At 60.9% G+C, this 13,664-nt stretch carries 12 protein-coding genes and 1 rRNA gene; 7 read left to right on the top strand and 6 right to left on the bottom strand.

The window, feature by feature from the left end; genetic code table 11:
• From rrf to HF682_RS14755, 4 genes are all read left to right on the top strand, one after another.
• A 5S ribosomal RNA gene (gene rrf / locus HF682_RS14770) occupies positions 1-105 on the top strand; the annotation flags it as partial.
• Positions 106-290: 185 nt separating this feature from the next.
• Entirely contained in the window at positions 291-4,415 is a 4,125-nt protein-coding gene (locus HF682_RS14765; RefSeq protein ID WP_168878077.1) for a non-ribosomal peptide synthetase, read from the top strand.
• A gap of 29 nt (positions 4,416-4,444) precedes the next feature.
• Positions 4,445-5,341: a sterol desaturase family protein gene (locus HF682_RS14760; protein WP_168878076.1), complete on the top strand. Its 897-nt coding sequence runs from the start codon at positions 4,445-4,447 to the stop codon at positions 5,339-5,341.
• Between the two features lie 33 nt (positions 5,342-5,374).
• Positions 5,375-5,710: a YnfA family protein gene (locus HF682_RS14755; RefSeq protein WP_168878075.1), complete on the top strand. Its 336-nt coding sequence runs from the start codon at positions 5,375-5,377 to the stop codon at positions 5,708-5,710.
• A 46-nt stretch (positions 5,711-5,756) separates the two neighbouring features.
• Here the strand turns inward: HF682_RS14755 and mtgA are convergent, their stop codons facing one another.
• From mtgA to HF682_RS14740, 3 genes are read right to left on the bottom strand one after another with little or no spacing between them, the layout of a single operon-like run.
• Positions 5,757-6,506 carry a monofunctional biosynthetic peptidoglycan transglycosylase gene (mtgA, locus tag HF682_RS14750; RefSeq protein WP_168878074.1) on the bottom strand — a complete coding sequence of 250 codons (750 nt, stop codon included), beginning with the start codon at positions 6,504-6,506 and terminating at the stop codon, positions 5,757-5,759.
• On the bottom strand, positions 6,506-7,342 hold the full coding sequence (gene aroE / locus HF682_RS14745) for a shikimate dehydrogenase (protein ID WP_205882096.1): 837 nt from the start codon (positions 7,340-7,342) through the stop codon (positions 6,506-6,508). Before aroE ends, mtgA begins: the two co-directional genes overlap by 1 nt.
• A 2-nt stretch (positions 7,343-7,344) precedes the next feature.
• Complete coding sequence (locus HF682_RS14740; protein ID WP_168878073.1) at positions 7,345-7,797, bottom strand: rhodanese-like domain-containing protein; 453 nt, start codon at positions 7,795-7,797, stop codon at positions 7,345-7,347.
• Positions 7,798-8,066: 269 nt separating this feature from the next.
• Between HF682_RS14740 and glnA the strand changes: the two genes are divergently transcribed.
• Positions 8,067-9,476 carry a glutamate--ammonia ligase gene (gene glnA / locus HF682_RS14735; protein ID WP_168878072.1) on the top strand — a complete coding sequence of 470 codons (1,410 nt, stop codon included), beginning with the start codon at positions 8,067-8,069 and terminating at the stop codon, positions 9,474-9,476.
• 66 nt (positions 9,477-9,542) lie between these two features.
• Here glnA and HF682_RS14730 read toward each other — a convergent pair whose 3' ends face one another.
• Positions 9,543-10,052 (bottom strand): hypothetical protein, encoded by a 510-nt coding sequence (locus HF682_RS14730; protein WP_168878071.1) that lies wholly within the window; start codon positions 10,050-10,052, stop codon positions 9,543-9,545.
• Between the two features lie 188 nt (positions 10,053-10,240).
• Between HF682_RS14730 and ompR the strand changes: the two genes are divergently transcribed.
• The gene (gene ompR, locus HF682_RS14725) at positions 10,241-10,972 is read left to right on the top strand and encodes an osmolarity response regulator transcription factor OmpR (RefSeq protein WP_168878070.1); all 732 of its coding nucleotides are present in this window, start codon (positions 10,241-10,243) and stop codon (positions 10,970-10,972) included.
• Positions 10,973-11,063: 91 nt separating this feature from the next.
• Here ompR and HF682_RS14720 read toward each other — a convergent pair whose 3' ends face one another.
• Both HF682_RS14720 and HF682_RS14715 read right to left on the bottom strand, forming a co-directional pair.
• On the bottom strand, positions 11,064-11,501 hold the full coding sequence (locus tag HF682_RS14720; protein WP_168878069.1) for a hypothetical protein: 438 nt from the start codon (positions 11,499-11,501) through the stop codon (positions 11,064-11,066).
• Positions 11,502-11,638: 137 nt separating this feature from the next.
• On the bottom strand, positions 11,639-12,001 hold the full coding sequence (locus HF682_RS14715) for a hypothetical protein (RefSeq protein ID WP_168878068.1): 363 nt from the start codon (positions 11,999-12,001) through the stop codon (positions 11,639-11,641).
• Between the two features lie 198 nt (positions 12,002-12,199).
• Between HF682_RS14715 and HF682_RS14710 the strand changes: the two genes are divergently transcribed.
• On the top strand, positions 12,200-13,516 hold the full coding sequence (locus tag HF682_RS14710; protein ID WP_168878067.1) for an ATP-binding protein: 1,317 nt from the start codon (positions 12,200-12,202) through the stop codon (positions 13,514-13,516).
• Positions 13,517-13,664: the final 148 nt, after the last annotated feature.

Below are 13,664 nucleotides of genomic sequence, written 5' to 3'. Positions count from 1 at the left end.
CATAGCGCGTTGGACCCACTCCTTCCCATCCCGAACAGGACAGTGAAACGACGTTGCGCCGATGATAGTGAGCAGATCGCTTGTGAAAGTAGGTCACCGCCAGGCTCCCATTTGAAGCCCCTGCAGACAGCTGCAGGGGCTTCTGCATTTGATGCTCTCTCATAGCACACCCTTGCATCTCTCTGTAATTCTCTATACGCTTCCCAAGATTTTAGCTTGGCTAAATAACAACATCACAAAGCCAGAGTCACGGTTACTGCGGATCGGGATGAGGACAGGGGATTGGGGCAATGGGGGCTACGGTAGAGGGCTTGCAGGCACTGTTGACGTGTGTGCAGCAGCAGGGTGGGCGGGTCGAGGTGGTAGATGGCAATCTGCGCCTGAAAGCCCCCAAGGGCGCATTAAGCGCCGACCTGCTGGCAGAGCTCAAGCAACACAAGGCGGACTTGCTGGCGTATCTGCAGGCCGGCGTACGCGATAAGACGGGTTCCCCCGAGTTGCTTGTCGCGCCCTTGTCGGCTGCGCAACGTCAGTTGTGGGTGCTGGATCAATTGGCACCGGGCAATCCCGTCTACAACAACCCGCTGGCTTTTCGGCTGAAGGGGCCGCTGGACAGGGCGGCCTTGGCCCGCGCTGTCCGCCATGTTGTGCAGCGGCACACTATTTTACGCAGTGTGTTTCAGCTCGCGCCCAGCGGAGAGCCACAGCAGCAGGTCCAGGCATGTCCTGCGGAGTTACTGACTGTTGTGGACGGTGCAACACTAGCCGTGGCGCACCGGGAGCAGGAGGCACAACGGCTGGCAGAGCAGGATGCGTTGACCGGGTTCGACCTGGCACAAGGCCCGGTATTTCGTAGCAGCCTGTACTGCTTTGCTGCAGATGACCACGTCTGGCTACTCAATGTGCATCACATTGCTGCGGATGGCTGGTCCATGGGAATCCTGCTTGACGAGCTGATGCTGAGCTATGCGGCTTTCCGGCAAGATCAGCTACCCTCCTTGCCTGCGCTACCCATTCAGTATGCTGACCATGCCCGGCAGCAGAATCAGATGCTGCAGGGGGAGACGCTACAAGCCTTGTTGCATTACTGGACAGACTTGTTGCACGATGCGCCAGCCATACTGCCGCTGCCAACCGATCACCCGCGTCCGCCTGTACAACGCTTCCGGGGAGGCAGTTTGAAGCTGGATGCGGATCCGGCTTTGTTACCGGCACTGCAGCAATTGGCCAGACAGGCAAACACCACGCTGTTTACGGTCATGATGGCCGCATTCTCCGTGCTGTTATGGCGCTATAGTGCGCAGACCGATTTATGCATCGGCACCCCGTTTGCCAGCCGCGACAAGCAGGAGCTGGAGCCGCTGATTGGCCATTTCATCAACCCGCTGGTCATGCGTAGCCGCATTGAGCCAGAGCGGAGCTTCATGTACCTGCTGGAGCAGATGAGGGCGCAGGTATTGGCGGCTTATGCGCACCAGGAGTTGCCATTTGACCGACTGGTCGAAGCGTTGAAGCCTGAGCGCCATACCAGCTATGCACCCTTGGTACAGGTGATGCTGGCCATGCAGAACATGCCCGGCAGCGCGGCTGAAATGACAGAGCTGCAATTCACACCCATACGGGCGGGGACGGCAAGCGCCAAATTTGATCTTTCGCTGGAGGTCATGACGAGTGCGAATGGGCTACGCGTGCATTGGGAATACGACAGCGACCTGTTTGAAGCCGCGACCATAGCCCGCATGGGGCAGCACTTCTTTAATGTGCTGCAAGCGGTGGTACAGACGCCGCAACGGCCACTTGCCTACCTGCAGGTACTGAGCGAGGCTGAGCAGCATCGCCAGTTGCACGAGTGGAACGCAACACAGCAACCGTTGTCGGGTGCAGCGGATCTGGTGTCACGGTTTGAGGCCGTGGCCAGACAATATCCGGCACAGCTCGCGGTATCCTCAGCGCACGGGACGCTGGATTATGCCACGCTAGACCACCAGGCCAACCGGCTTGCCCATGCCCTGAGGGCTCGAGGTATCAAGGCGGGCCAGTGGGTCGGACTCTGTCTTGAGCGTAGCCCAGACCTGCTGATCGGCATATTAGGGGTACTGAAGGCCGGCGCGGCTTATCTGCCAATGGACCCGAGCTTGCCGCTGGAGCGGCTTGAACTTTTGCGGGACGATGCCCAGCCCGCACTTGTCTTGCAGGAGGAACAAGGGCCTGCCTTGGGTGGGACGTTGTTACCTGAGCTGCTGGCCACCACGCCCTGCGAGCATGCGCTTGGTGACCCTGTGCAACCCGAGCAGCCTGCGTACGTCATCTACACTTCGGGTTCAACTGGACGACCGAAAGGTGTGGTGGTGCCTCATCGGGCAGTGGTCAACCTGCTGGACCATTGGCTACGCCGTATTGGGAGCCCGCCGGGGCTGGCAGGGTCATTATGGTCCAGCATTGGCTTTGATGTGTCGGTGCATGAAATCATGCTGCCCCTCATGAGCGGAGGCTGCCTGCATCTGGTGCCGGAAGCGGTGCGCACGGATCCGGCACTGCTGCTGGACTGGATGCGGCTGCAACGGATACAGCAAGCCTATTTGCCACCGGCATTCGTACGCTGGATCATGGATGCTCCGGAAGTACGCTTGCAGGGCTTGGCGCTGACACAATTGCTGGTTGGGGTGGAGCCGCTTTCCGAAGTGGGGCTGTACCGGATGCAGCAGGCGTTGCCGGGTTTGCAGATCCTGAATGGCTATGGTCCGACCGAGACCACCGTTTACAGCTGTGCCTATCACCCCGTGCAGGCGCTGGATCGACGCTGCCCGATTGGGCGCCCACTGGACAATACCCAAGTCTATTTGCTCGATGCCTGGCAAAACCCGGTGCCCGTTGGCGTTGCAGGAGAAATTCATATCGCGGGACGCGGACTGGCGCTGGGGTATCTGGGGGATGAAGCACAAACAGCGGCGGTATTTGTGAAGGACCCCTTTGCTGGCGAAGCCGGTGCCCGCATGTACCGAACGGGCGATTACGCGCGCTACCTGCCAGATGGCCATATCGAGTTTCTCGGGCGGCAGGACAATCAGGTCAAGGTGCGCGGCTACCGCATCGAGCTGGGTGAGGTTGAGGCTGCACTGCGGGCCGATCCATTAGTGCGGGAGGCGGTGGTGCTGACCGAGCAGGATGCTGCGGGTGAAGTCCAGTTGCTGGCGGCAATCGTGGCCCAGGGCGAAGCAGGTAGCCACTCGCCGGTGGAGTGGCGTAGCCGCCTGGCCCAGCGTGTACCCGCGCATATGGTGCCCAGCTTGATTGCGACGGTGGCGGAACTGCCCATGAGCAGTAATGGCAAGCTGGACCGGGCGAAGGTGCTGGCGCTGATCAAAGCCTCGGCCAGCAAGCAAGTCAACCTGGCCAGCCCGCGTGACCATGTGGAGTTCGGTTTGTACGAAATCTGGCGGTCGCTGCTGCTGCAGCCCCATATTGGCATCCGCGACAATTTCTTTGATGTTGGCGGCACCTCGGTGTCTGCCATCAAGCTGTCGCATGCCATCGAGGCCCGGTTCGGCAAGAGCCTGCCGCTGCGAGATATCCTGTTGCACCCGACCATTGAGGCGCAAGGCGGGCGGCTGCGGGCGGCAGAGACCGCCGTTGCCGCCAGCAGCCTGATTACGTTCCGGACTGGCGCTGCAGGACCCAAGCTGGTTTGCATTCATCCGGCAGGCGGCACGGCGTTCTGTTATCTGTCTCTGGCCAAGGCCTTGCCGGAATCGTACGGCGTTTATGGCATACAGTCCCCTGGCGTAGAAGTGGGAGGGGCTTTCTTGCCCACCGTTGAAGCCATGGCGGACACCTATCTGGAGATGCTAGGGGGGCTGACGGATCAGCCTTTGATCCTGACGGGCCTGTCCTATGGCGGCCTGATTGCCTATCAGATGGCGTGCCAACTGGCTCAAACCGGCAAGCGCGATGTGACGGTGTTGCTGCTGGATACCCAGGGGCTGGCGCAGGCGGAGGACCGCGCTGCCGTAGAAACCGTGAGTCTGGACGTCTTCCGCAGCAAGCTGGTCAAATTCAATGGCATGTATCCTGGGATTGATGATCAGCAGATCGAACAGTACTTCCGCATCTATAACCATCATTTGCTGACCATGCGCGACTATGTTGCGCCTGCCTGCCCTGTGCGGGTGGTCTTGGTGCAGGCGATGGGGGGCAAGTCTCGTCCTGAGCTGCATGAGGTGCGCCAGTACTGGCTTGAGCGGGTTGCTGCCCATGACTGGCGGGTGAAGCTGGTGCATGGCGACCATTGGGACATGCTGGAAAGCGCCGAAGTGCGACGTGTCACCGTTGTGCTGCTGCAAGAGTGGTCACGGCTCGCCCAAGGCGGCGTGAGCCAGCCACGACAGTTGCAACAGCATACCAGTGAAGTGAATTGAGCCCCGCAGGGGGCAACGAAGGAGCGGGCATGCAACAGGTCTGGGACTGGATCAAGGATGTACTGCTGGGTACGGGTGGGGCCTTGAAGTGGACGGCGCTGGTGGTCGCCCTGTTCATGTTGCTGGAAGGGGCACCGTTGCGTGGCCTCCTGCACCGTGGCTATAACCTGCTGGTTTTTGCGCTGAACATGATCGGCCTCGCTGTGGTGGGATTGGCTCTGGACCGGGTGGAAGCCGCCATGCCCGAACATGGCCTGATCGGACGGCTGTTGCCGGGCTGGACGCCAGGTCATCCCGGCAGCTGGCAGAATGTGCTGTGGGCCACCTTGCTGTATACCGTGGTGTACGACTTTTTCCACTACTGGGCGCACCGGGCGCAGCATGAGTTTGCCCCGCTCTGGGTGTTGCACCGGGTACATCACAATGATAACAATATGGATGCTTCCACCTCGGTCCGGCATAGTCTGGGCGCGGGGGTGGTGGGTACGGTACTGGCCCACTTCCCCACCTACCTGATCTTGGGCGGCGGCATGCTGCCTTACTTTGGGGCCATTATCCTGTTCTGGGTCTGGTTTTTCTTTACCCACGCGCAACTGCGCTGGTCCATGGGTTGGCTGACCGCCGTATTGGTGGGGCCACAGATGCATCGCATCCATCATGGCCGCTCGGTGGCGTACCACAACCGGAACTATGCCCAGTTCTTCCCCTTCTATGACTGGCTGTTCGGTACCTTGCGCATGCCTGAGCAGGATGAATGGCCTGAGACGGGGGTGGATGGCGATGATCAGCCGCGCTGGGCCTGGCAGCAGGTCTTCTTGCCGTGGTTGCATCCGGTTACCCCTGCCGCATTGCCCGAGCCTGTTGCCCCGGCGGTAGAGGTGGCTGACGACTCAGATCCGGCAGCACCCACCATGGCAGGCCGGTAGGTTGCGGCGGCCATTCCGGACGGGTTGTGCAGCATGGTTTTGCTGAAAGCCGCAGCCCTGTTTGCCGTAACGGCCCTGGCAGAGGTGGTAGGCTGCTATTTGCCATGGCTGGTGTTACGGCAGGGGCGGAGCATCTGGTTACTGTTACCGGCGGCGCTCTCGCTGTCGCTGTTCGCCTGGCTACTGACCTGGCACCCGACGGCAGCGGGGCGGACCTATGCGGCGTATGGCGGCATGTACATCATGGTGGCGTTGCTGTGGTTACGCTGGGTGGAGCAGGTACCATTAACGCGGTGGGACTGGCTGGGGGCAGGCATTGCCCTGCTGGGCATGGCGGTGATTGTGCTGCAACCGGCGACGGCTCGCTGAGCCCTTGCACTGCGGTGGCGTCGCATCGACACGCACCGCAGGCCGCTTAATCGGGGAGCTCGGATGATCCCATGCGCCGCAGGATGATGCCGGTCTTGCGCAGCAGCTTGCGGTCGCGCCGGTTTTTGTCAAAGTAGCGCGGGTTGGGAACCATGGCCGCCAGTTTGGCGGCCTGGCCTGCACTCAGGCTGCTGGCGCTGCGGCCATAGTAGTGCCTGGCGGCGGCTTCGGCCCCAAACACCCCTTCCCCCCACTCGATGCTGTTCAGGTAGATCTCGAAGATCCGTTCCTTGCTCATCATCTGTTCCAACATCACGGTGATCAAGGCTTCTTCCGCCTTGCGCCAAGGGGTGCGCTTGGAGGACAGGAACAGGTTCTTCGCCAGCTGCTGGCTGATGGTGGAGCCGCCCGCCACGATCTTCCCTTGCTTGAGGTTTTTCTGGAAGGCCAGCTTGATGCCTTCAATGTCGAAGCCATTATGGTCGGCAAACTTGGCGTCTTCCGAGGCAATCAGCGCGGCTTTCAGGTTGCGGGAGATTTTCTCGTAAGGAACCCATTCATGCTGCAGCTCGGCGTTGGGGTTGTCTTCACGGATCTCGGCCAGTTGCTCGCGCATGAAGGCAGTGTTGTCTGGATTGTGGTCTACCCACCACCAGATGTGCAGGAAAATCCACAAGTTGTAAACGATGGCCAGCAGAAAGCCCCACCACAGGATACGCTTCGTCCAGAACCAGAAGCCACGTTTGCGGGGCGGGGTGGCGGGGGGCAAGGGCGCGGTATTGAGCGTCTGTTCCATCAGTTCATCCACAGAGGGGTGGGTCGCAGCAGGCTGCGGACCGGTGCCGTATCAGGCCGTACGCCCCGCCACAGCAGAAAGGCTTCAGCCGCCTGTTCCAGCAGCATGCCGAGGCCATCGGCGACCCTGCTTGCACCCAGACTGCGTGCTTGCAGCAGGAAGGCGGTCGGGGTATCGGCGTACATCATGTCATAGGCTAGTGCATCCGGAGCAAACAGCCCGGCCGGCAAGGGCAGGGTTTCTGCGCCCAGACTGCTGGACGAGGCATTGATGACCACATCAAAATGCTGACCATCGAGATCTGGATAGCCACAACCCTCAACGGCGGGCTGATTCAGCAAGCGCGCCAGATGCACCGCTTTGTCGGCGGTACGGTTGGCAATCCACAGTGCAGCGGGCTGGGCCTGCCATAGCGGGAGCAGGGCACCCCGCGCAGCACCACCCGCGCCGAGCAGCAACACGCGTTTGCCGCTGAGCGGGCAGGCCAGGTTGTGTTGCAGGTCATGCACCAGGCCGACACCATCGGTGTTGTCCCCCAGCACCTGCGCGCCGTCGAAACGCAAGGTGTTGACGGCGCCTGCTAGCTCAGCACGGGCTGTCAGCGTGCCGTGCTGGCGGGCGTAGTCAAATGCTTCCAGCTTGAACGGTACGGTGACATTCAGACCACGCCCGCCTTGCTGGCGGAAGGTGTCAACCGTCACCACAAAGCCATCCAGCGGGGCAAGCAGGGCCTCGTAGTGGAGTGCCTGCTGTTCGGCCGCTGCAAAGGCAGCGTGAATGCGCGGCGATTTGCTGTGGGCAATCGGATTGCCGATTACCGCGTAGCGGTCCATCATGCTTACCCCTGCATCCATGGCAGTTTGCGGGCCTTCCAGCCGGAGACGTTCCCCCTGTGACCGTTGCCGTCTTTGTCGCCCTCGAAGCCTTCCAGCACGTTGTAGCTGGCGCTGTAGCCAGCCTGCTGGGCTTGTGCGGCGGCATCATGCGAGCGGGCGCCGGTGCGGCACAGAAACAGCACCACCGATTCGGGATCGACCTGAGCCTTCAGCTGGGCCAGAAAGTTGGGGTTGGGCTGCATGCCCGGCCAAGTCTTGAATTCGATTTCGATGGCACCCGGCACGCGGCCGACCAGCGCCCATTCGGCGGCGGAGCGGACATCGACCAGTTTGATGTGGGGATTGTGTTGCAGCAGGGCATGGGCTTCGTCCGGCTGCAGGGCGCCTGCATAAGGCAGGCCCAGCTGTGCGCCGCGCGATTTGGCGCGCAACAGGATGTCGTTGGCTTCGCTCATCGGTCAGTCATCCTTGAGTCATCAAACAGGCGCACATTATCGCATGAGTGCCCGGTGGCGGCAGCCGACTTGCATGATGCACCATGGCTGTGCAATTTCAAGTGGCTTGCACTATCATGGTGCAGTTCGTGGGGGTTGTGCTGGCTGGAACGCACCCGGATGGTGAAAAAAGGCTGGCATGCTTCATGCTACATAGTTTGCCGTTACCCGGCGCCTTGAAAAAGGTGCATGAGGCATTCAACCAAAAGACATCCATCATGGAGACTGCAATGGCCATCGCCGATGTACTGAAGCTGATCAAGGAAAACGACGTCAAATTCGTCGACCTGCGTTTTACCGATACCAAGGGTAAAGAACAGCACGTGACCGTGCCGTCCCACGTGGTGGACGACGAGTGGTTCGAGCGCGGCCACGCGTTTGATGGCTCTTCGATTGGCGGCTGGAAGGGCATTCAGGCTTCCGACATGCTGCTGTTGCCGGACCCGAACACCGCCAAGCTGGACCCGTTCTTCGACGAGCCGACCGTGTTTCTGACCTGCGACGTGATCGAGCCGGCCGACGGCAAGGGCTATGACCGTGATCCGCGCTCCATCGCCAAGCGTGCTGAAGCCTACCTGAAGGCCTCCGGCATTGGTGATACCGCCTACTTTGGTCCGGAACCTGAATTCTTCATTTTCGACAGCGTGCGCTGGAACGTCGACATGTCCGGCTGCTTTGTCGAGATCGAATCGGAAGAGGCCTCCTGGTCTTCTGCCAAGAAGTACGAGGGTGGCAATATGGGCCACCGTCCGGGCGTGAAGGGCGGCTACTTCCCGGTACCGCCGGTGGATGCCCTGCACGACATCCGTGCACAAATGGTGCTGATTCTGGAAGAGCTGGGCATTCCGGTGGAAGTGTTCCACCATGAAGTGGCCAACGCCGGTCAGTGCGAAATCGGCACCAAATTCTCCACCCTGGTGGAACGTGCCGACTGGACTCAGGTACTGAAGTACGTGGTGCACAACGTGGCGCACCAGTACGGCAAGACTGCCACCTTCATGCCGAAGCCGATCGTGGGTGACAATGGTTCGGGCATGCACGTGCACCAGTCCATCTGGAAGGATGGCAAGAACCTGTTCGCCGGTAATGGCTACGCCGGTCTGTCCGAGATGGCCCTGTACTACATCGGAGGGATCATCAAGCACGCCAAGGCCCTGAATGCCATCACCAACCCGGGTACCAACTCCTACAAGCGCCTGGTGCCGCATTACGAAGCACCGGTGAAGCTGGCTTACTCGGCCAAGAACCGTTCGGCGTCCATCCGCATTCCGCACGTGGCTTCCGACAAGGCGCGCCGTATCGAGACCCGCTTCCCGGATCCGCTGGCCAACCCGTACCTGTGCTTTGCTGCACTGATGATGGCGGGTCTGGACGGTATCCAGAACAAGATTCACCCGGGCGATCCGGCCGACAAGAACCTGTACGATCTGCCGCCGGAAGAAGACAAGCTGATCCCGACCGTGTGTGCCAGCCTGGAAGAAGCACTGGCCGCACTGGACGCAGACCGCGAGTTCCTGACCCGTGGTGGTGTGTTCAGCAACGACTTCATCGACGCCTACATTGAGCTGAAGATGGAAGAAGTGAACAAGACCCGGATGACCACCCACCCGGTGGAATTCCAGATGTACTACAGCCTGTAAGCCTTTGGCTGCAGGATGACAAAACGCCCCGGTTTGCGCCGGGGCGTTTTGTTTGCTGCCGACGGCTCAGCCTTTGCCTTTGCCGCCGCCGTGCCCTCCACCATCACGACCCCCGCGGTCGGAACCCCCACCATTGCGCCCACGCTGGCCACCGCCCTCGCGGCCTCGTTGTCCTTCTGCATCCGCTTCTGTCTTTTGTGCTTCCTTCGCTTTGCGGGCTTCGCGCAGGGCTTTACGGGCTGGCAGATTATCCAGCACCGGGGTTTCCGGTTGCGGCTGCAGGCTCTCTGGCTGGGGCTTGCCGGGTTTGCTCCCCGACGGTTTGCCGTCCAGAAGCTGACCCCGCGTCTTTTCAATGGTGGCCGCCTGCCGTGCCCAGCGTTCCCGTAGCCGCGCGGCGGCCTCCGGGGTGATGTCGCCATTTTCCAGCGCTTGCTGCAGGCGCTTCTCACGCAATTGCCAGCGCTCAGCCAGTTTGGGCGGCAGATTGCTGCCCTGATCCGGCGTTTCTGCATGCGCCGTGCTGCCAAAAGAGGCAAGCAACAGCAGCATGGCAAGCAAGGGGCGGGCGCGCATGGTCAGACTCGGGTGCAAGGCGGAAAACGGGATGAAGGCAGTATGATGCAGGAGTGTATCTGCATTGTGTCGCGCTGTGGGAACCGTGTAAAAAGCTGTAACCTGACCGCTGTTTACCACAGGCTTTTTACGCTTGGGGTGCAACAGGGGCTTGGCAGAACGCAGCCGGCTCCCCTACAGTACAAGGCATGACAAGCCCATCCCGACGCCTGCTGTTGATTGATGACGATGCCCGCATTCGCGAGCTGTTGACCCGCTACCTCACCGAGCAGGGCTTTGACGTTGACGTCTATGCAGACGCCAGCCAGCTGGAAAAACGGCTGCAGCAGCGACGCCCGCATCTGTTGATCCTGGACTTGATGCTACCGGGTGAAGATGGTTTGTCGGTGTGCCGCAAAATTCGTGCGCGCAACGACAATTTGCCCATCATCATGTTGACCGCCCGTGGTGACGACGTGGACCGCATCATCGGACTGGAGATGGGGGCGGATGACTACCTGCCCAAACCGTTCAATCCGCGGGAATTGCTGGCTCGCATCCAGGCGGTACTGCGGCGTCAGGCGGAGGTGCCCGCGCTGGCGGCGGCGCTGGATCCGGAAGAGGTCTATGTCTTTGCCGATTACCGGCTGGATGCAGGGCAACGCAAGTTGTTCCGCAATGACGTTGAGATTCCGTTGTCGCAAGCGGAATTCAGCTTGCTCAAAGTGCTGGCGATGCATCCGCGTCATCCGCTGTCGCGTGAGCGCTTGCTGGAGCTGTCTCGTGGCCGGGAATTTGAAGCGTTTGATCGCAGTGTCGATGTGCAGATTTCACGCCTGCGCAAACTGATTGAGGCCGACCCGTCGCAGCCGGGCTTTATCCAGACCGTGTGGGGCTTCGGCTATGTGTTTGTTCCGGATGGTGCGACTACCACACCTTGAAGGCGGCTGGTCTTCGATGTACAGACGGGCTTGAATGCCCCAGCCCCCCCCCGGCTGCGTGCACAGCCGGGGGGGCTGGGTAAGGCTGCGCTTAGCCGCCTTTGCCTTTGCCGCCTTTGTCCCCGCCCCGGCCACCGTGCTCACCATCCTTGTGCTCACCGCGGCCCTGATGCTCACCTTCCTGGCCCTCACCTTGGTGCTGGCTACGCTTGGCATCCCGCTTTTCATGCTGAATGTCATGTTTCAACTCATTAAGGCGATGCTCCAACCGGGCACGTTCCTGCCCGGTGAGGGTGCCGTCAGCCCGCAGCTCGGCTTCCCGTTTCTTGATGCGGTCCAGCTCGGCTTTCAGCCGATCAGCTTCAGCCTGTGTCAGGTTGCCATTTTGCAGGCCGCGCTCAATTTGCGATTGCAATTGTTGTTCACGCTGCTCCAGGGTCTTTGGCGCCTCATTTTGTGTCGGGGTGTCTTCGGCCCGAGCCACGCCAAAAGCCAGCAGCAGGGACAACAGCAGCAGGGAGGTCTTCATGATTTTAAACTCCGGATCGGGTGAATACGGGATCAGTGTGCGCCAGCGCTGTAAGTACTTTGTGTCCGCCAGGGTGGGCTTTGTAAAAAGGCGTACCGCTGGCGGGTCAGGGTTACAGGTATTTACAGATGGTCCGCTCAGCGACGGCGGCCACCGTTGCGATCACGGTCCTGCGCATCATGCTTCTGCCCATGGATATCGCGGGAGGCTTTGTTCAGATCGCGCTGCAAATCCGCACGCTCGCGGGCGGTCAACTCGCCATCTGCACGATAGCGGGCCTCTTCCCGTTTGATGTGCCGCTGCTCACGGGCCAGGCGGGCGGTTTCGTGCCAGGTCAGTTCGCCACTTTTCACACCCTGTTCAATGCGCTCGCGCTGCTCTTGCTGGCGGTCATTGATGGACGTGGGGTGATCGGCCTGCGGTGCGGGTTCACGCTCGGCATGGGCCAGCAGCGAGGTGAGCGAGAGGGTGAGGGCACTCATCAACAGAATGTGTTTCATGTGTAGCTCCTGTGTGGTCTTAAGGGTGATATGGCGTTTGCCATGGCCTGCAGTCTGCGGTCCGCGTGTAAGCCAGTTGTGTCGGAGCGGGTACGGGCTGTAAAAAAGTGAGCGGCCACATGGCCTGCGTTACAGCGATTTACAACTGCGGCATGTGGCAGATCGGCAAAGCGGGCGGCTTGGTCGTATCATGCAGACATGAAACGCCTGAACCTGCAGCGCTGGATGCCGCGCACCCTGTTTGGCCGACTGGCTGTTGTGGTCATCGTGACCCTGCTGTTGTCGCAATGGTTTGCCTGGGGCGTGTTGCGCTACTACCGGCAAAATCTGGTGGCAGGGCAGCTGAGTGAACAGGTGCTGGATACCTTGTCCGAACTGGAGGGGCAGCTGGAGGCCGTGCCGGAGGCGCAGCGGGCACAATGGCTGCGTGCCTACAACCGGCCTTATGGTCCCAACCTGTATCCACTGAGTGAGGCTGATCCGCCTGCAGACAACAATATCCCGGCGCAAGAGCAGGCGATTGTGCGGCAGCTGCAAGCGGACCAGCTTCCTATCCATGCCGTGCGCGTCCAGCGCCAGCCCAACTGGCGTTTGTGGCTGCAAGTCGATGTGCTGGAGCGCCCGTACTGGTTGTCCATCCCGCTTGGGCGTATTCGCAATGAACGGCGCTGGCCGTTGCTGGTGGGTATCAGCAGCTTTACCCTGTTTGCCATGTTGGGTGCGTCCTTCTTTGTCTGGCGTTTGAACCGGCCCCTGCGCGCACTGGGGATGGCCAGCAAGTTGCTGGCGGAAGGACAGTCACCGCCGCTGCTGGTGTCGAGCGGCCCGCAAGAGCTGCGGCTGCTGACGGATCAGTTCAACCAGATGGTGACTTCGCTGCGCGATGCTGACGATGCCCGACGGCTGATGCTGGCGGGCATCAGCCATGACCTGCGTACCCCGCTGACCCGGATGCGGCTGGCGGTTGAAATGATGCATGACGACAGCCTGCGCGACGGCATGCTGGGCGACCTGCAGGATATGGAACGCATCGTGCAGCAATTCATGATCTATATCGGTGGCGGCCCCAAAGAACGGGCGGAGGTGACCGATCTGCATGAACTGCTGCGACCGTTGCCGGACAAATACCCCTTGGGACAATTGCAGCTGCAGCTGGCGGTGGAAGCGCTGCCGAGGTTGACACTGCAGCCGCTGGCGATGAGCCGCCTGCTGGGTAATCTGCTGGACAATGCCTTCCGCTATGGCGCGCCACCGGTCATCGTACAAACCGGGCAGGATGCGCAGCAGGTCTGGCTGCAGATACGTGACCATGGGCAGGGTATTCCGGAGGCGGAGTGGGCCCGGTTACTACAGCCGTTTGAGCGCGGCAATGCGGCGCGCGGCGGCGATGGCGGCAGCGGACTGGGGCTGGCCATTGTGGCGCGGATTGCCCGTGAACAAGGTGCGCAATTGCGTCTGGCGCAGGCCGACGAAGGCGGGTTACTGGTTGAGCTGCGCTGGCCACGGCCTGCATGACGTTGCTGTGTTGCAACACAGGTTCAATGCTACAATGGCAGTATCACGCGGCAATCGGCCGCCCAGAAGGATGTGTACGACCCCAATGGACTTACCCAGTAAACGCAGTTACGCGTTCCCCTTGCAACATCGTCGTTGATCCCTTCGG

The organism is Leeia aquatica, from assembly GCF_012641365.1.
Taxonomy (GTDB): Bacteria; Pseudomonadota; Gammaproteobacteria; order Burkholderiales; family Leeiaceae; genus Leeia; species Leeia aquatica.
Note: the sequence above shows the minus strand (reverse complement) of the source record. Positions and strands in the feature narration are given on the sequence as shown.